16 protein-coding genes are annotated in these 19,364 nt (G+C 42.8%); 6 read left to right on the forward strand and 10 right to left on the reverse strand.

The features are described from left to right. Positions 1-8: 8 nt before the first annotated feature. The 10 genes from NB463_RS05910 to NB463_RS05955 form a co-directional block, all read right to left on the reverse strand. Positions 9-1,745: an SLC13 family permease gene (locus NB463_RS05910; protein ID WP_053808651.1), complete on the reverse strand. Its 1,737-nt coding sequence runs from the start codon at positions 1,743-1,745 to the stop codon at positions 9-11. Next, positions 1,745-2,989 carry a lipid IV(A) 3-deoxy-D-manno-octulosonic acid transferase gene (gene waaA / locus NB463_RS05915; RefSeq protein WP_053808650.1) on the reverse strand — a complete coding sequence of 415 codons (1,245 nt, stop codon included), beginning with the start codon at positions 2,987-2,989 and terminating at the stop codon, positions 1,745-1,747. Before waaA ends, NB463_RS05910 begins: the two co-directional genes overlap by 1 nt. Then, complete coding sequence (gene waaF, locus NB463_RS05920; RefSeq protein ID WP_257082670.1) at positions 2,983-4,038, reverse strand: lipopolysaccharide heptosyltransferase II; 1,056 nt, start codon at positions 4,036-4,038, stop codon at positions 2,983-2,985. The genes waaA and waaF overlap by 7 nt, the downstream gene beginning before the upstream one ends. Continuing rightward, positions 4,035-4,757 (reverse strand): glycosyltransferase family 25 protein, encoded by a 723-nt coding sequence (locus NB463_RS05925; RefSeq protein WP_053807624.1) that lies wholly within the window; start codon positions 4,755-4,757, stop codon positions 4,035-4,037. Before NB463_RS05925 ends, waaF begins: the two co-directional genes overlap by 4 nt. Then, entirely contained in the window at positions 4,754-5,740 is a 987-nt protein-coding gene (lpxM, locus tag NB463_RS05930) for a lauroyl-Kdo(2)-lipid IV(A) myristoyltransferase (RefSeq protein ID WP_017634970.1), read from the reverse strand. The genes NB463_RS05925 and lpxM overlap by 4 nt, the downstream gene beginning before the upstream one ends. Positions 5,741-5,867: 127 nt before the next feature. Continuing rightward, a complete protein-coding gene (gene rfaD, locus NB463_RS05935; RefSeq protein WP_017634969.1) occupies positions 5,868-6,809 on the reverse strand; it encodes an ADP-glyceromanno-heptose 6-epimerase in 942 nt (313 codons plus the stop codon). A 148-nt stretch (positions 6,810-6,957) separates the two neighbouring features. After that, complete coding sequence (locus NB463_RS05940; protein WP_257082671.1) at positions 6,958-9,153, reverse strand: YjbH domain-containing protein; 2,196 nt, start codon at positions 9,151-9,153, stop codon at positions 6,958-6,960. Beyond that, positions 9,150-9,911 carry a capsule biosynthesis GfcC family protein gene (locus NB463_RS05945; RefSeq protein WP_053809520.1) on the reverse strand — a complete coding sequence of 254 codons (762 nt, stop codon included), beginning with the start codon at positions 9,909-9,911 and terminating at the stop codon, positions 9,150-9,152. The genes NB463_RS05940 and NB463_RS05945 overlap by 4 nt, the downstream gene beginning before the upstream one ends. Continuing rightward, on the reverse strand, positions 9,908-10,588 hold the full coding sequence (locus NB463_RS05950) for a YjbF family lipoprotein (protein ID WP_053809519.1): 681 nt from the start codon (positions 10,586-10,588) through the stop codon (positions 9,908-9,910). Before NB463_RS05950 ends, NB463_RS05945 begins: the two co-directional genes overlap by 4 nt. Before the next feature lie 68 nt (positions 10,589-10,656). Next, positions 10,657-10,878 (reverse strand): hypothetical protein, encoded by a 222-nt coding sequence (locus NB463_RS05955; RefSeq protein WP_005535462.1) that lies wholly within the window; start codon positions 10,876-10,878, stop codon positions 10,657-10,659. Positions 10,879-11,282: 404 nt separating this feature from the next. On the opposite strand from NB463_RS05955, the gene NB463_RS05960 reads away from it, so the two are divergent. The 6 genes from NB463_RS05960 (at position 11,283) to NB463_RS05985 (ending at position 19,356) form a co-directional block, all read left to right on the forward strand. Then, the gene (locus tag NB463_RS05960; RefSeq protein ID WP_025795463.1) at positions 11,283-11,801 is read left to right on the forward strand and encodes an outer membrane beta-barrel protein; all 519 of its coding nucleotides are present in this window, start codon (positions 11,283-11,285) and stop codon (positions 11,799-11,801) included. A gap of 64 nt (positions 11,802-11,865) precedes the next feature. Beyond that, a complete protein-coding gene (locus NB463_RS05965; RefSeq protein ID WP_258430389.1) occupies positions 11,866-14,568 on the forward strand; it encodes an SLBB domain-containing protein in 2,703 nt (900 codons plus the stop codon). A 100-nt stretch (positions 14,569-14,668) separates the two neighbouring features. Beyond that, the gene (locus NB463_RS05970) at positions 14,669-15,643 is read left to right on the forward strand and encodes a Wzz/FepE/Etk N-terminal domain-containing protein (RefSeq protein ID WP_258430388.1); all 975 of its coding nucleotides are present in this window, start codon (positions 14,669-14,671) and stop codon (positions 15,641-15,643) included. A 110-nt stretch (positions 15,644-15,753) separates the two neighbouring features. Further along, entirely contained in the window at positions 15,754-16,878 is a 1,125-nt protein-coding gene (gene wecB / locus NB463_RS05975; RefSeq protein WP_053809516.1) for a non-hydrolyzing UDP-N-acetylglucosamine 2-epimerase, read from the forward strand. 22 nt (positions 16,879-16,900) lie between these two features. Beyond that, positions 16,901-18,166 carry a UDP-N-acetyl-D-mannosamine dehydrogenase gene (wecC, locus tag NB463_RS05980; RefSeq protein WP_257082672.1) on the forward strand — a complete coding sequence of 422 codons (1,266 nt, stop codon included), beginning with the start codon at positions 16,901-16,903 and terminating at the stop codon, positions 18,164-18,166. Continuing rightward, positions 18,166-19,356: a UDP-N-acetylglucosamine 4,6-dehydratase gene (locus tag NB463_RS05985; protein ID WP_053809514.1), complete on the forward strand. Its 1,191-nt coding sequence runs from the start codon at positions 18,166-18,168 to the stop codon at positions 19,354-19,356. Before wecC ends, NB463_RS05985 begins: the two co-directional genes overlap by 1 nt. Positions 19,357-19,364 lie beyond the last annotated feature (8 nt).

The raw sequence follows: 19,364 nt of genomic DNA on the forward strand, positions 1-19,364 counted from the left end.
TGAGGGAGTTAAACGCCATAGATAGTTGTGATAGCCGTTAATACTAAACCGCTATACGTAATACTCATCGGCACCCCAATCTTTATATAATCCTTGATACAGTACTGACCTGCATTGTAAACCATTAAGTTGGTTTGGTATCCATATGGGCTAATAAAGCTTGCACTTGCGCCGAACGCGACAGCTAAAATATAGCTGTGAAGATTTGCATCTAGACTCGTCGCGAGGGCATAAGCAACGGGGAAGACTAAGGCCGCCGCCGCATTGTTGGTGACCAACTCCGTTAGCAATAAAGTGACCAAGTAAACCATGATAAGCCCTGACAACGGGCTCATAAACTCAGCTTGCTCTGTCATTGCGCTCCGCAGGAGATCGACTGCTGTACTGTTATCTAATGCCTGAGACAACAAAAGTGCAGATGAAATGACTAGCCATATCTGGACTGGTAGTCTTCGTATAATTTCATTCGTTTTCAGTGCTCCAGTTAATAGTAGAACACCAAGCAACAAGATCAGGTTGTGCAGCAGTGGAGCTATCTCCATAGCTGCGAGGGCGATAGCACTAAAAAAGCCAAGAACAGCGACAATTTCTTGTGGTCCTTTGAGCAGCCTATCGGCTTTTAGCGCTTGGAGCTGGATAAAGTTTTTAGCGATGTTATTTCGCTGGTGATAGTCATCACCTACAGCGAGTACCAGATAGTCACCAGCTTTTAAGGTAACTTCACCGAGCTTTCCGGAAACCGTGTGGCCATCGCGTCGGATCGCGACAACTGCAGCGTTGAACATAGCGCGAAAGCCAATTTGTTTTAAGGTCTTATTTACTAAAGCACTTTCAGGGCGTAACACTACCTCTTTGAGATCATGACTTAGTCTTTCGCCTTTATGAGCAAAGAGTGATAAGCCCGGGAAGTGATTCAGCTGAGTTACTTTTCTAATCTCTCCACAGAATAATAGGCGATCATTTTCCTCTATTAACTCATGTGGTGATACTGGTGAAATAGTTCTTCCTTGGCGATGAATCTCGACTAAAAACAGAGAGTTTAGATTTCTCAGCCCGTTGCGCTGAATAGTTTTACCGATAAGTGGGGAGTTTGGTTCTACCTCAGCGTCAATGAAGTATTGAGCTTGAGTATCTGCTCGTTCAATGTTGATAGGTAGCCAATGGCTAAGTAAAAACAGGGTGAGCCCGCACCCAAGTACAACAATGCTGCCAACAAGTGAAAAATCAAAAAAGGAGAGACTAGGTAGCCCAGCATCGAGCACCATACTGTTGACGATTAAATTTGTTGAAGTGCCGATCAGCGTTAGTGTTCCGCCAAGGATGGCAGCAAAAGATAGGGGAAGTAGCAGTTTGCTGGCTGGGTGAAGGGCATTGGCACGTATTGGGGCGATCATGGTGGAGACCACCGCTGTGTTGTTTAGAAATGCTGAAGACAATGTGGTTATCGAGAACAGTCGAACCCAGGTAGATTTATAGCTAGGTTTGATGACTAATTGCGAGATTCTACGAAGTAGTGAGGTCTTTTCTAAAGCTAGCGAGCAGATGATAAGTAGTACCAGCGTAAGTACGCCAGGATTGGCAATACTGCTAATGAGTTGCTCTGTCGATACGGATCTGCTGCTATATAAAACAAGCAAAACTACTCCAAAAACCTTTTCAGGTTTGTTTTGATACCTTGTGACAAGGGCAATTATTGCAATCACAAAAACGGTAATGACAAAGTAGGCTGAATGGGTCTGTGACATTATTTAATTGCTTCAATTGTTTTTTGAGTCGAGTTTAAATAGCCTTGAATAAAATCACTCATTTGCTGAGAGTTACTATGTTGAAAGCGCTCTAGTACTTTACTCGCTAGCTGAGTTTTATCGGTAATGTCTATAATATTCAGAGCAATCATGTCTTCTACAATCGCTTTGAAGTTGAAGTAACTAGGGCCTGATATCACTGGAACGTTGAGTGCGACTGGTTCAAGCACATTATGTCCACCAACTTTATCCCCAAGCAAACTCCCAGCCATAAAGCAAACATCACTGGCACCAAGGAGAATCAGCATTTCACCCATAGTATCAGCAAGGTATACCTGTGTATCGGCGTTAACTATTGCAGCATTGGTTCTTCTGGTGCTATTGAAGCCGGAATTTTGGCAAAGCGCAAACACATCATCAAATCGTTCTGGATGTCGAGGAACCAAAATAAGTAATGCATTTGGATGAGATTTTAAAACTTGTCTATGTGCATCTAATACCTGTTCGTCCTCGCCTTTGTGGGTGCTAGCTGCAATCCAAATCGGACGATCGTTTCCAAGCTGGGCTCGAAGCTGCTGCCCTTGTTGTTTCACTTGCTCTGATATTTGAATATCGAACTTAATCGAGCCAGTAACGGATAGTTTCTTTTTCTCAACACCTAAGCGTTCGAAGCGCTCTGCATCTGAATCCGTTTGGCAGAGTACTTGAGTTAGGCATGGATGAAGCTGGTTAAAAAGCCGCTGTATTTTGGCGTAGTTCTGACACGATTTTTCAGATAGGCGCGCATTCACGACAGTTATAGGGATACCCGCTTTGTGAACATTGTGAAGCGTGTTTGGCCACAGCTCAGTCTCAATGATCAACATCTGTTTTGGTTGCACTGCTTTAAGAAAACCTTTGATAGCGAACCCAAAGTCAATTGGCATATAGCGGTGTTCAATTAAATCACCCAACTTAGCAATCTGTTCAGCTCCAGTACTTGTTGTTGTAGTAACTAGAATAGACTGTTCGGGGTTTTGTTCCTTAAGGGCTTTGATTAAAGGTGTTGCTGCTATGCTTTCACCAACAGATACGGCATGTATCCAAATAGGTTTGTCGTTGCTTTTTAGCTTGGGGGTTATGCCAAAGTGCTCTTTCCAGCGAGAGCCGAACTTAGGCTTATTTGGTTTGCTCTTGTACAAACCAAATAAAAGCAGCGGTGACGCTAGAGCGAGTAGTAAGGTATAAACAATACGAACTAACATGAGCTTATCGTAATGGCGTCAAGTTTTTGGATACTATCTAGCACTTGCTTAGGCGAAAGTTCTGTCAAGCACTTAAGGTGTTTGTATTGACATTCACGCTGGAAACAAGGGCGACAATCAATATCGGTATGAACAATCTCCACTTTTTCTGCGAGTGGGGGGGTGTACTTCGGTGAAGTTGAGCCATACACGGCAACAACATTACAACCAACCGCAGCAGCCACATGCATTAAGCCTGAGTCATTCGCGACAACAGTCTTGCATGCAGCAAGTAGATCGACCGCTTCAATTAAGCTGGTTTGTCCTGCTAGAACATGAATGTTCTCATGGAATTGCGTCGGGACAAGTGCGCGGATATTGTTACAAGTCTCTAAGTCTTTTTGAGAACCAAACAACCAGATTTGATGCCCAGATCGAACCATTTGCGTCGCAACTTCAGCGTAGTGTGTTTCGGGCCATTTTTTGGCAGGACCAAACTCTGCTCCTGGGCACAGTCCAATGATTGGTTGGTCTTGCGTTAAGTTGAACTTTTTGAGCGTGGCTTGTTGCTCAGCCGCGTTGATTGCAAGGCGTGGGCGGGGCAAGGTTTCAAGCCCGCCAAGGGAGTTGGAGTCCACCATCTCTGCTTTTGGATAAGCTAATGCTACATAGCGTTCTACCATGTATTGAAAAGACTTCATGTTGGGGCGTAAGTCATTCAATAAACCATAGCGCATTTCTCCCTTCCAGCCAGTACGAAGAGGAATGTTGGCAAACCATGGGATCAGTGCTGATTTCGCTGATTTAGGCAAGATATAGGCGTGGTCATATTGCTTTTCACGTAATGATTTACCAATTTCCCTGCGGCCTAATAAGTTAAATTCACCATGACCGATAGGCATTTCAATCGCTTGGTGGATTTCTGGCATACGTTCAAGAATCGGTTTACACCATCCTGGAGCGATAACGTCAATTTGGCTATCTGGATGACGTTGCTTTAATACGATATATAACGATTGCGACATTACCATATCGCCGACCCACGCAGGGCCAATGACTAAAATCTTCATGCTTTGTTTTTCCAGTATAGGAATTTCAAAATTGACTCATAAGTTCTAAAAAGTTCAGCGTATATTTTATTCGCAAGAGTCATTTTGGATTTATCTTTTCTTTTCCCACCAATCGTCGAAGCAATCTCAGCTCTAGTAAAAAGATCTGGAGACACGCTGTAAACTTGAACACCATGTCTCCATGGTTTTTCCATGTAGTCATCGACTGGTTCAATAAACTCTTGAGCATGCATAACAAACTTTGAGGCTGCTTTAGGTGTGACGATATAAGCGGTGGTACCACAAGTGCCTGCTGAGTATCCCCCTAGCATATGATTATCATCAATAGGTACGATTGGGGTGAATACACGCTTCTGAGTGGCGGACAACTTGATGTAGTCATAATTAGAAGTCAATGGAAGGGTATGTTCGAGTACTTGCTTCAGCCCTTCTACGGGGTCGACGTTGTCTTCTAAGATGACGATCGGTTCATCAAGCTCAACACAGCGAACCCACAACTCGTAATGGCTTGCAAAACAGGCGACTTCACTGGTTTTTAATTGATACCCTTTGCGGCGTAGAGTAATGGTTGGACGACTTTTTTCTGAATGAAGAAAACGGTCAACAGAGCCATCTACGGCATCAAAAAATTCAAACGTAATGCCTTGTTGTTTTAACTTTTCTTCAATACGTTCTCGGCGATCCAGCGATCGAGCCAAGCTTACGACAAATACTTTCACTGCACTTTCCAGTCGCTGTTATATCTTGGTTTAAACAAATTGTAATAGTTATTGCCGTCTTCTTGAGAGTGCAGCAACTGCAGTACCCACATATATTGTTCGGGTTTATCACCGACAAAATATTCAATAGCTTCATTACAGGTACGAGCGTCTTGCTCTTCGCCTTTATCCAGCTCAAACGCCGGTAAAATCTCAATATCAAACGTACCGTCTTCTGTGTTCATCGACGCAAATAGAGGCAATACTTTTGAGCGTGATAGTTTTGCAATTTTGCCTAAACCAGGTAGCGTTGCTTTACGTGTGGCAAAAAAATCGACAAACACACTATGCTCTGGGCCGTGATCTTGATCGGGTAGATAATACCCCACATAGCCATCTCGAATGGATTTCAGAAAAGGCTTAATGCCACCTGAGCGTTCATAAACACGACCACCGTATTGAACTCTTTGCTTGTGCATCAGCCAGTCAGCAACATCATTCTTTTGTTTCTTCGCCATTGCAGAAACTGGCATTCCCATTGAAGCGAGCAAGATAGCAGGCACATCAATTGCCCAAGAGTGGGGAACCATTAAAATCACATTTTCGTTGTTATCAATGTGCTGTCGTAAAATGTCTAGGCCGCGAATTTGGCAACGGTTCTGAAGCCACTTTGGTGAGCGTAAACTTAGTAACCCGAAGCGAAAAAAGAACATGGCCGCTGTGTAGAGTGTTTTTTCTATCAAAGCTTCACGTTCTTGGAACGACTTTTCCGGAAAACACAGCTCAAAGTTAACCCTCGCTCGGTGAGCTGGCCCCTTGTGGGATTTCGACAGTTTTTTGGCTATGGTTTTCGCCAACCACTTTTGTAAACCCAGTGGCATTAATGATAAAGGTAAAAATAAGATAACACCTAACCACGTGCCCCAGTACTTAGGCGACAGAAAGTGGCGCTTAAACTCAGGGTTATATGCTTTAGGGTCGAAGTCATCACGTTTTATGGTCATGGCGTGTCTAGTTACCTATTCGTGTACGGGCGAAGTGGTTTAAATGAGAAAAAAGATAGTTAGGAATGATACAGGCTATTGCATTTGAGTAAAGGTGGCAGGTTATGGTTCTACCACCTTGTGGTGCTTAACTGTTTTGGATAGTCAAGTATTCGGCAACGCCTTCTGCAACTGTCTTGAATTCAACATCACAGCCTGCGGTGCGCAGTTTGGTCAGATCCGCTTGTGTGAATTCTTGGTAAGCGCCTTTTAGGTGCTCAGGGAATGGGATGGTTTCAATTTGGCCTTTGCCATGATGCTTGATAACTGCTTTTGCTACCTCTTCAAAAGATTCAGCACGGCCAGTACCACAGTTAAAAATGCCTGATACGCCGTTTTCTAAGAACCACAGGTTTACTTTACAGACATCACCAACGTAAACGAAGTCGCGTTTGAATGATTCGCTGCCCGCGAACAATTTAGGATTTTCACCTGCGTTAAGTTGGTTGTTTAGGTGGAACGCAACTGATGCCATGCTACCTTTGTGGTCTTCACGTGGGCCATATACGTTGAAGTAGCGGAAGCCGGTGATTTGAGAAAGGGTCTCACCATGTTCTTCAGCGTCTTGCCATAGGCGACGAACGTAGTTATCAAACTGCTGTTTCGAGTAACCGTATACATTCAGTGCGCCTTCGTATTCGCGTTCTTCAACGAAAGTATCTGTATCGCCGTAAGTGGCTGCTGAAGAAGCGTATAGGAATGGAATCTCGCGATCTAAACAGTAATGAAGCAGCTCTTTAGAGTACTCGTAGTTGTTTAGCATCATATACTTACCATCCCACTCAGTCGTTGCCGAGCAAGCACCTTCGTGGAAAATTGCCTCAATCGGACCAAAATCATCGCCTGCCATAATTTGGGTCAGAAAGTCGTCACGATCCATGTAATCTGTGATGTCCAGATCAACTAAGTTCTTAAACTTTTTGCCATTTTTTAAGTTGTCGACAACCAGGATATCGTTAATACCAGCTTCGTTTAGTGCTTTAACAATGTTGCTGCCGATCATGCCAGCGCCACCAGTTACGATGATCATAGAACTTCCACCATAGATTAAAATTTTCTCAGGAATTCTAGCAAGAAACGAAAAGTAGCGCTATTGGAAGCAGGAAGATAGGTTTTAGTCTTCTATGACTTAGTATCTAGATATGAAAAAGGGAGCCGCAGCTCCCTTGATTATTTTATTATTCCACATCCGAACGGTTAGGTCTTTGGTACCAAGGATTTCGTTCGTCGGTTAACTCAATTAAGCTGTATTTACGGCCGAGCTTCTGCCCTCCGTCACGAGTAAGAGGCTGCCAACTAAAGTTCGCACGATTGTTACTTGGCTTAACGGTCATGATGTCAAACGGAATCGACAAGTAGAAACCTTTAGTAAAGCTACCTTCACCAAATTCGTCCGCAGACAAGTCTGTAAATGAGGCAAAGGCGCCAGCAATTACGCCACTCTTGAACTGCTTAGAAACATTGATTTGTGTACCAACATCGCCAGCTAGGAACTGACCAACATCGACTTGGATCATCAAATCTTGCAGGAATTCCCATTGAGGGTAGTAGTAACCAGATACAAAACCAGTGAATCCTTTATCAATAACTTGGAACGGACGTCCATATTCTGGCACGTTTTGCCATTTCTCATCGTAAACACCGAAGTAACTTTGTGGATCACGTTGAGAAATTAAGTTGACGTCAGCGCCAATCGCCCAGTTAGCTCCTTGTGGTCGGTAAAGAAACTCGGTACCGACTCCTGCAAACATGCTTTCCAGATAGCCAGCGTAGAATTGCTGATCCATGGTATCGGAATACTCTTGGAACCAAGTCAATTGTAAGTTTGACATGGTTACAGCATGCTCATTTTGGTAAGCACGGAACATGGTACGAACCCGGGGAACGGTAGTACCATCAGGTGGAGTGACATAATTAAACTTATCGTAGTTGTTATACCAATCCCAGTATAACGAGCCGCCTATTTCAAGGTTGTCCGTCAGCCAGTATGAGGCATTACCGCTTAACCCTACACTAAAGAGGTAGAAGTCTTCTGCGTTACCGAGAGTTTGAACAAGCTTCGGTGCAAAGCCCCAATCAAAACGTTCAAAACCATCATAGACAGATTCTCCACTTGGCTTATTGTTAGCTTTTGCGGTTGCATCTTCTATTTTGGGGTTGATGTAATTAACTTGGGCAAAGTCGCGATATTTCTCCTTGGAAATAATCGTTTGTTCGCCGACTAAGCCTCGGCTACGTTCATTGATCGCATAGGTATCAATATCTTCAGGCATTCCATTATGAAGTACAGCCGCCGCTTTTTCATGTGCCTCTGTACGGTCACGATATTTCTTCTGCTCACCAACGACAGTTACGGTGTTGTCATCAACATAAATGCGAGTGTTTTGGTAACCCGCAATTTTGTCTAAGTCTTCTGTTACACGTTCCCAGTCAACATCAGACAGTTCTTCTGGCTGATTGCTTTCTACTTCTGGTGTTGGTGTGTCTCGCCAGAATGATGGCATGTCATTGAAATTAGTGTTTAGCGTTAAGCCCGCGACCAACGTGTCTCCGCGTTCGTAACTTAAACGAAAATCGGCCATGCCTAGACGGTAGAGTACACCAAAGTTCCACGGTGTATGTGGAGTCATGTCCACGCCACCGTTTGTTACAGGAAAGTCCCCGCTGTAATCATTGCTGTCATATTCTATTTTTAAGCGTAAAGGTTCGTGCAGAGTCTGATACTCAATACCTCCAAATAAAGCAGCTGGGCCTTTGAAAAAACGGTCAGTGTTTGTTGTTCCACCTGTTAGTTGATAATCACCTGGGCGAGAACAAAATCGATCAGAGATCTTACATACTGGATTGGTGATATTTCCTCTGGTGCCTAAAGAACCCCAGCCAATACCGAGTGTAAGATCAAGTGTCCCTACACTTCTATTGGAGTATTGTTTGGTTGCGGCAAAATATTCAGAGTCAAAAAGGCCAGTACCTGCAAAATCTCTAACACCAAAGGACACTTCTGGTACATATTGACTTTCTTCTAGAAGCCTGAATTTAAAATCAATACCTTTATCTGTGTATTCGTTATCTCCACAAAATCGTGGATCCGTACAGTATGGAAGTCCATCGACAATTGTATATCTAATAGTCGCTTCAGCCCACGGCATCACCTGTATTGTAGCGTTGTAAAAAAGGTACTCATTACTACCTGTGACAGAAAAGTTGAATTCCCCTTCAGGGGCCATACGTCCGGTTGGCATCTGCATTAAGCCAACACCACCAAAGTCAGACTGAGAAGGCTGTAACGTGGGAGCCTCAAAGGGCATGTCTTGAGCCCAAACCAATGCTGGGCCCATTAAAGAAAGGGTTAAGCTTTTTCTAATTGGCATCATTGCGGTCTCTTTGTGGAATTTGGTATCAGTTGAGTGAGTAGGCGGACAATGTCTTGGTCCATTTCGGAGTATTCAAGTTCACCAAACGGAATATATACCAATGTCAGAGGTGGTAAGTAATATTGTGTTGTTAACCAAGCTCCGTGATGCGGCTTAACTACGTGACCATCTGGGTAGATCAACACTGGCGGTGTTGAGAACGTACCAATGTTACTTTTCAAATTCTCTAACTGTCTCTGCAAAGGGATGCCTGCCTGCTCCTTAATGGAATACACTCTATTTAGGTTTCCCAGGTAATACACTTTTTCTTCGCGTAGAGGGCTTGCGAGAAGGTAATTGCCGTGCAAAAGCGGATTGTCGAATTTATTTAGTCGAATTTTATCAACATCGATCGCAGACAGTAAGCGTGGTGCAAAGTTTTGCTTCTGAATAAATTTGTAGAATGGATGTGCAACCAAATTGTGTTGAATCATTTGATTGAGTACCGAGTTCTTTAAAGCGGTAGAGGTTTTCTCGGCATGATCTGATTTATCAAACAAAGTCGTACCAAGAGAGTATTGTAGTGAGACGTTTTGCTCCGTAGCAAGTGCTAACACACTTTCTAAACGAGCAGGCTCTTGGAATTGTAGCTGTTTGCTTACCTCCAGTAACTTAACATTTAATGGCTGTGTAGTAGAGGTTTCTGTTTGAGCGAAGCCATGTGTGCTCAAAAGCGGCATGACCAAACCGAATAATAATGTGAGTAGTCGCTTGCTCATGATTTGCTATACCCCTTTAAAATGGTTAACTCAACCGGAATCATCTTCGGTCCTAAATATTGTAAGGTTTTGACAACCTGACCTTGTTCATTAACCCAATAAAGGTTTTCGACCGATTGAGAAAGACTAATAAACTCAACGACTTCTTTATATACACTAGTCATCGCGTTAGAAATTGGTGTTGTTAACGTTTCTTGGCCTGAGTAAGAACGCGTTACATGTGCAGGAAAGCCATAACGGTATTGTTTTGCCCAATCATATGAGAGTGTGTAGTTCACGGAGGCTGAATCTGAAGAAAAATCTGGCACGTCACCATAAACACCCGCTAAGTCCCCATTCTGCAGACCTATCGTTTTGACGATATGCCCATTCTCCGTAACGATCATAGCTTTGTCAGCACTTACCCATTTCAGTTGTATTCTTCCATTGAGAGGATTTCGCTCTGCAAAAGCTAAAACAACAAAGACCTGTTTTTGATTCCCAAGTTTTAAATAGGCACTGGCATAAGGAACGGCTTTTATTTCTTCTGGGGTCATCTCTACATCGATGTAGTTACCGTATGCTTCTTGGACTGTGGCTGATACATCATTGAACTTTTGTGTACAGCCAAAGAGTAAGGTGAATAGCGGAAGAGTGAGAAGTGGGCGTATCCATTTAGACGTTCGGAAGATATTCATTATTCCCTCTTACAAATAAAATCGCCCTGAGTCATTCAGGGCGATTATCTTCTATCTACAAAACGAAATTAGTTTGTAGAAGTAGAAGTTGAAGTAGATGTTGAAGTAGATGTTGAGTCGCTATCTGACGCCGCAACTGCTACTACAGTTACTGCTGCTGCCGCACCTACTGCTACAGCTGTTGTGCCTGTTGCAGAGGCAGAAGCTGCGCCTGCTGAACCTGCTTCTTCTGCTGCAAATGCAGTTGATGCGCTTAAAGCCATAAGAATAGCTAGAGCTGTATTCTTCATTATTAATCCTTGTATATCCGGTATAAAAACATCGATGTTTGGTAGCATAAAAAATGCTCCAAATTATATTCTAGATAAAAAAGCCTTAGCATGTAAATAGTTTCTTATTTTGCTATGGCTTACGATCTCATTTCTAACACCAGCGTGACATTGTGCGGTTATCTTGCTCCCTTGCTTGCTGATAAACTATCAAGAGTGCATAATTTGTCGGCCTATTTCCTCCAGCACTAGAGGCTTGGAGTCAATAGGTCGTTTTTACTTACACCATATAGAAAGCGATACAGTGGCTTACGCTCAACGCCTCAGGGCGGTAGCGTGGCAACTCTTCAGTATTTAATGGCCTGCATAGCACGCTTAACTTTGCTTTGGCAGCCCATATTATTACCAGTACTAGGGACTTTTACGTGATAAGAAAGCAGCATTGTTTAGGAATACTTAGTGCACTGGGCTTAAGCCTGAGTTCTTTTTCAGCGTCAGCCGATTTTTATGCTGGTGCGTTAGTGAGCTACTCAAATGCAGAATTGAAAAGCTCGTCTTCTGAGTCCGTAAAAGAGGGGAGTCCTTTTCTTCTTAGTGCACAAGCTGGTTATTTCTTTAATGACTATATTGGCTTAGAAGGGCGTTATGGGACATCAGTTCAACGTGACAGTGGTCTTGCCGTTGATAGCGCTTTGAGCGGCTTTGTTAAGTTGAATATGCCGGTTTCAGAGCGAGTTGCACTTTATGGTTTAGCTGGGTATTCAAGCGTTCAGCTTGATCTACAAAATGTAGGTTCTCACAAAGAACAAGGATTTAGTTTTGGGTTAGGTATGCACTACGCTTTAAATAACCAAAGCGCGGTGATATTTGAGTTCGTTGATAACGTCTCTGAAGACCAAGTTCGCCTTAACTCGATTACATTGGGTTTTCAGCACCGTTTCTAATTTAAATACCTAGAGCTCAAACTTGGGGCTAGGGTCTTTTATTCAATTATTATAGTGACATACCATGTTTAAAGGATATTTCTCTATTGCCGCTTTTATATTGGCAAGTACGTTTGCGTCTTATTCAATGGCACAAACACCCACTCCAGAACAAATGAAAATGTTTCAAAATCTACCCGCCGACCAACAAAAGGCCTTGGCGAGTAAGTATGGTTTCTCCATTCCTTCTAGTTCATCTTCAAACAAGTCTCCTTACGAAAATCCGCAAGTAATCCAACCTAGAACTGAAGCTAGTGGCGCTGTATCTTCCAATATCGAAGAACAATGGCTCAAAAAAGGTGAGCAGGAAGAGCTTAAACGCTTTGGTTTAGATCTTTTTGCTGGTTCTCCAAGCACCTTTGCTCCGATCAGTGATGTTCCTGTGCCAGCAAATTACACCGTGGGTGCAGGTGATGAAATCATTGTGCAGTTGTTTGGTAAGGAGAATGAAACGCATCGTTTACGCGTAAATCGTGCGGGCACAATCAACTTCCCCTCACTTGGGCCGGTAAATGTTGCTGGCATGCACTTTTCTGATGTTCGAGACTCTCTGACGCAACGTGTAAAAGAGCAAATGATTGGTGTGCGCAGTGATATCTCATTGGGTGAATTACGCACCATGCAAGTGTTTGTAATGGGGGATGCATATAAGCCTGGTGCCTACACGGTTAGCGCATTAACGACAATTTCACAAGCTATTTATTACAGCGGCGGTTTTGGTGAGAGTGGGGCGCTGAGAGATATCCAGCTAAAGCGTGATGGTAAAATCATTCGTAAGTTGGATATGTATGACCTTTTACTAAAAGGTGATGCAAGTAATGATGTGCGCTTACTACCGGATGATGTTGTTTTAATTGGTTCTGTTAACGATACAGTGTCTATAGAGGGCGAGATCAACCGTCCGGCAATTTATGAAGTCAAGCCCTGTGAAACTTACCAACAACTTATTCAGATGGCAGGTGGTTTTACTGCGAATGCTCATGTCGAGCAGTTGGAGATAAAACGCTACGCTTCACATGGCGCTCGTGAGGCTTTGACGCTTGATTTCAATAAAACGCAAGATCGACAGAGTAAAGTTAAAAATGGCGACGCCATCAAGATCTTGAAAAAAAGCGAAGAGCTTACTCGTTACGTGCAGATAGAGGGGGATGTTCGTCATCCTGGCTATGTGGAATGGCGCAATGGCCTTCGTGTTGCCGATCTTTTCAAATCTGTTGACTCCGCTTTTAATTCTACAGCTGATGTTAACTATGCCGTTGTGGTAAGAGAGATTAATCCACAGCGTGATATTGAAGTGTTCCAACTAAGTTTAGCCAACGCAATTCTATCACCAGGTAGCCGAGACAACCTCCAGTTACAATCACGAGATCGTATATTGGTTTTCAACCGCTTTAATAACGAAGATTTGGATACATTGGCAACACAAGAGGCTGTTTCAAAAGCAAAAACATTGGAGCAAGCGCAAGAGCAAGCTGAGCTGGAACAACAGAAAGAACAAGAAGTGATGAGCTCTTCTGTTGCCGTTTCGCATTCAGCAGACGGTATGGTTATCAACCAGAACACTACTGAGCTGGCGAAACCAGCTAAGATCATATTCCGTGGCAAAGAGATTACGGAAGAAGACTTTGAAAAACTGAAGCAAAACACTCGTCGCACTTTACTTGCCCCAGTGTTGTTACAACTTCAGCAACAGTCTCGTTTGGGGCTAGCCCCTCAAATTGCTGAAGTCTTTGGTGAAGTGAAGCACCCAGGGCGCTACCCGATCACTCCAAGAATGACGGTATCAACGCTTATTGAAGCCGCTGGTGGTTTAACTTACAACGCATTCACAATTAATGCAGAACTAGCGCGAACCGCGATTAATAGTGCGGATGAGCGTACGTATATTGATGTTGAACGTATTGATTTGCGTAAAGCAATCCAAGGCAGTGCTTCAGACGATGCAGTTATCGTGGGCCGAGATCGTTTGAACATCTTAGAAAAGCCAAATGTGAAGCTACAAAGCACAGTAACTCTACAGGGTGAAGTTCGCTTCCCTGGAACCTATACCGTGCGTCAAGGTGAAACCTTAAGTGAGTTATTGGATCGAGCTGGCGGTCTGACAGAGTTTGCTCACCCTCAAGGAGCAATATTTACGCGTGAAGCATTGCGTTTACAAGAGCAGAAGCTTTTAAACCAATACGCCGCAGATATGCGAAAAGAAACCGCGAAGAAGACGTTCCGAGCAGATAGCAATATAGGTTCTGTAATTTCAGACCCAGAGAAAACGTTAGCATTTGTTGAAGAAGCAAGTCGCAGCAAAGCACTTGGCCGTATGGTGGTACAGTTAAACCGTATTTTAAAAGGCGAGCGTTCAGCAGACTTTATGCTCGAGGACGGTGACTTCCTCTTTGTTCCGACTTTCCGAAACACAGTATCAATTATGGGTGAAGTTCAGGTTCCAATTACCTACTTGTTAGATAACAAACTTGACGTCGATGATTATCTGAACAAAGCGGGTGGTGCTAAAAAGCAAGCGGACGAAGATCGCATTTTTGTAGTGCGTGCAGATGGTTCTGTTTACAAGCCTTCATCAGGTTATTGGTTTGGAAATAACAAAGAAGGGCTAAAAGCTGGCGACACAATTGTTGTACCTATTGATACGGATTACCGCGATGCGTTGAGTACTTGGACCGCGGCTACACAAATACTATATCAAACTGGTGTAGCAATTAACGCATTGAAATAGAAAAACATTCGTGAGTCTAAGTGATGTCTGGGCTCACGTATTTTGTATGTATCTGTATTTAATCAATGAGCAAGAAGCTAATTGACTGGGATAAAGTAAAATGAAATCTGAGCAACACCCAAACCTGCCCCCATATCCTCATACCTACATACCTGCCGAAGATGAGATAGACCTACGTGAATTACTCTCTGCATTTTGGCAGGGGAAATGGATCATCATTGTTACTACGGTCATTTTTGCTGTCGCTGCTGTGGCATTTGCACTATCAAAGTCGAATATTTACAGAGCAGACGCTCTTTTATCTCCAACGCAAGACACCAATGCTAGTGGCTTGGCGGCTATGTCTGGTCAACTTGGCGGATTGGCGTCACTTGCCGGAGTGAGCTTACCAAGCCAAAGCAATCAAACTGACTTAGCTGTTCAAGTCATTAAGTCTCGTCAGTTTATTGAATCTTTTGTAGAGAAACATGACATTTTAGTTCCTCTTATGGGCAGCAAAGGCTGGGACGTGGGTTCCAACAAATTAATACTAGATGATGAACTTTACGATGAAGAGAAACAAGTTTGGCTGAGAAAACCTCAAGGACTAAAGGGAGTTAAGCCTACAGCTCAAGAGGCCTACCGTTTATTCGTTACTGAGGTTTTGAGTATTGAGCCAGATAAAGAGTCTGGTTTATTTAGACTATCGGTTAACCACTACTCACCGTATGTAGCTCAACAATGGGTTAATTGGCTGATTGAAGATATTAACCAAGTCATGCGTGAACGTACAATTCGAGATACTAATAAAAATCTAACTTACTTGAGTGAACAGCTTCAGAAAACGGCTGTTGCTGATATGCAATCTGCATTTTACAAGCTAATTGAAGAGCAGACAAAGAACCTAATGCTTGCTGAAGCTCAAGAAGAATTCGTATTTAAAGTAATCGATCCAGCAGTTGTGCCAGAAGAAAAAGCGTCACCTAAAAGGGCTCTGATCTGTATTGCGGGTACACTGCTTGGCGGTATGCTGGGTATTATGATTGTGCTAATCCGCTTCGTGTTTACTAAAAGAGACAAGTTAGAGTCGAAGTGATGAGTTGTTGACTCAAAGCAAATCATACAGAGATTGATGGGGGCTTGAAATAAAACTGAGTTCATGCTCCTGTAACGATATTTTTTAAGACTTTCATTAGGCCAGTAATGATGACAAAGAAAAGAGTACTCACGGTATTTGGTACCCGACCTGAAGCAATAAAGATGGCCCCATTGGTACATGCTTTAGCTAATGATGAACGATTTGAAGCAAAGTGTTGTGTTACAGCTCAACATCGAGAGATGCTAGATCAAGTGCTTGAACTATTTGATATTAAGCCAGACTATGACTTAGATTTAATGAGAGCAGGGCAATCTTTAAACGATGTGACCGCACGAATCTTGTTAGAATTAAAACCAGTATTACAAGAGTTTAAACCCGATGTTGTTTTAGTTCATGGTGATACTGCAACTACATTTGCAGCGAGTCTTGCAGCATATTATGAGCAAGTTCCAGTTGGTCATGTAGAGGCAGGTCTGAGAACTGGTAACATTTACTCGCCTTGGCCTGAGGAAGCAAACAGAAAGCTGACGGGTACACTAACCCAATATCACTTTGCACCAACAGACACGTCCCAAAACAACTTGTTACAAGAGAATTTCGATGAAAAGAATATCTCTGTTACGGGGAATACGGTTATCGATGCACTATTTATAATTAAAGATAAAATTGATCATGATAAGTCTCTTCAGCAGCAGTTATCGGAGCAATTCCCATTCCTTTGTGAAAATAAAAAGTTAGTACTCGTTACAGGTCACAGAAGAGAGAGTTTTGGTGGCGGCTTTGAGCGTATTTGTGAGGCTCTAGCTTTGACAGCACAAAAACATCCAGAAGCTCAAATTGTTTATCCAATGCATTTGAACCCGAATGTACGAGAACCCGTTAATCGAATTCTTGCGGGCATCAACAATGTGCATTTGATCGAGCCTCAACAATACTTGCCATTTATTTATCTGATGAATAAGGCGCATATTATATTGACGGACTCTGGTGGTATCCAGGAAGAGGCCCCTTCTTTAGGGAAACCAGTACTAGTTATGAGGGATACCACTGAACGTCCAGAGGCTGTGGAAGCTGGAACGGTTAAGTTGGTTGGCACTAATGTAGATAGAATCGTTACAGGTTTGACAACTTTGCTGCAAGATGAACAAGCATACAAAGAAATGAGCTTTGCACATAACCCTTATGGGGATGGAAAAGCATGTCAACGAATTCTAGATGTTCTAGCAAAATAATTTAATTTAACGAGAAGTATATATGTCTTTTGAAACAGTTTCGGTTGTAGGCCTAGGTTACATTGGCCTACCAACTGCAGCGATGTTTGCATCACGTAAGAAAAAAGTAATTGGTGTAGATGTTAACCAACATGCTGTCGACACTATCAATCAAGGTAAAATTCATATAGTAGAGCCTGAGCTTGATATGATCGTAAATGCGGCGGTAAAAGAAGGCTATCTAAAAGCGGTGAATACTCCAGAAGCCGCTGATGCGTTTCTTATTGCAGTACCAACCCCTTTTCTTCCTTGTAAAGATAATGAAATACCTGCACCAGACCTTTCTTACATCGAAGCCGCCAGTAACGCGATTGCGCCAGTCTTGAAAAAGGGTGACCTAGTAATTTTAGAGTCAACTTCTCCAGTTGGTGCTACAGAGCAGATGGCTGACTGGCTATTTCGGGCACGCCCAGATCTTACTTTTCCACAAACTCATGGAGAACAGGCAGATATCAATATTGCACACTGCCCAGAGCGTGTTTTACCTGGACATGTTGTACGTGAATTAGTGGAAAACGATCGTGTTATTGGTGGTCTTACTCCTAAATGTTCACAACGTTCGGTGGAGTTATACAAGACATTTGTTCAGGGGGAATGTGTTGTTACCAATGCCCGAACTGCAGAAATGGCGAAACTGACAGAAAACAGCTCTCGTGATGTCCAAATTGCATTTGCAAATGAGCTTTCAGTTATCTGTGACAAGTTAGAAATTAATGTTTGGGAGCTGATTGAGCTAGCAAACCGTCATCCTCGTGTGAACATCCTTCAACCAGGACCAGGTGTAGGTGGGCATTGCATTGCAGTTGACCCATGGTTTATCGTTTCAAAAACGCCAGTAGAAGCTCAAATTATTCATACAGCAAGAAAAGTGAATGACAGCAAACCCGGCTGGGTTGTGAGTAAAACTAAAATGGCTATTGCAGATTTTTTGCAACAGAACTCTGATAAAACCGCTAAAGATATTACAATCGCATGCTATGGCTTAGCGTTTAAACCTGATATTGATGATTTACGTGAAAGCCCAGCAATGCAGATTGTAAAAGAAATTGCTTCTTCCCACACTGGGAATGTAATTGCAGTTGAACCTAATATCCATCAATTACCGAATTCATTAGAGCAGGTTGAACTTCAGAGTTTTGACTTTGCAAAGTCGACAGCTGATATTCATGTAATGCTCGTTGACCATAAAGAATTTAAAGCTGAGTCACTAAACTCACCATACTTAGTAGATACCAAGGGGGTTTGGTAATGAACGCTATTTTGCCTTTAATCGGCCGTACCGAAGCCTTATTCACACAAGATATTGAAAACCATGAAGTAGAACTCTCACGCATTGTTTCTGAGTCCAGTTTTCTTGTTCTTGGTGGTGCAGGTTCCATTGGCCAAGCTGTAACTAAAGAAATCTTCAAGCGTAATCCTAAGAAGTTGCATGTTGTCGATATTAGTGAAAACAACATGGTAGAGCTTGTTCGAGATATCCGTAGCTCATTTGGTTACATTGATGGTGATTTCCAGACATTTGCTTTGGATATTGGTTCTCTAGAGTACGACGCATTCATAAAAGCCGATGGTAAGTTTGACTATGTATTGAACTTATCTGCGCTCAAGCATGTTAGAAGTGAAAAAGATCCTTATACATTGATGCGTATGATTGATGTAAACGTCTTTAATACAGATAAAACCATTCAGCAGTCTATTGATGCGGGCTCGAAAAAATACTTCTGTGTTTCAACAGATAAAGCAGCAAACCCAGTTAATATGATGGGAGCGTCAAAGCGAATTATGGAGATGTTCTTGATGCGTAAAAGTGAGCAAATGACGATCTCAACTGCTCGCTTTGCAAATGTGGCATTCTCTGATGGCTCGCTGCTACACGGATTTAACCAACGTATCCAAAAGCGTCAACCTATCGTAGCACCAAACGACATCAAGCGTTATTTTGTTACTCCTCAAGAGTCGGGTGAACTATGCTTAATGTCTTGTATCTTTGGTGAAAACCGTGACATTTTCTTCCCGAAACTGAGCGAAGCTCTGCATCTTATTTCGTTTGCAGATATTGCGGTGAAATACCTAGAGCAACTTGGTTTTGAACCTCACCTATGTGAGACAGAAGAAGAAGCACGCCAACTTGCACATACGCTGCCAGAGCAAGGCAAGTGGCCATGTTTATTTACTTCAAGTGATACTACAGGTGAAAAAGACTTCGAAGAGTTTTTTACAGATAAAGAAGAGCTGGATATGTCTCGATTCGAAAATCTGGGCATCATCAAAAATGAACCTCTTTATGAGCAAGAGCTTCTTACTTTGTTTGAAAGCAGCATCTCTGAGATGAAAGGTGAGCGAGCTTGGACTAAAGAACAGATTGTGAAACTGTTCTTTACCATGATCCCTGATTTTGGGCACAAAGAAACGGGTAAATACCTCGATAGCAAGATGTAAGTGGAGCA

Origin of the sequence: Vibrio sp. RM-41-2B, from assembly GCF_024744415.1 — a bacterium.
Classification (GTDB): Bacteria; Pseudomonadota; Gammaproteobacteria; order Enterobacterales; family Vibrionaceae; genus Vibrio; species Vibrio diabolicus.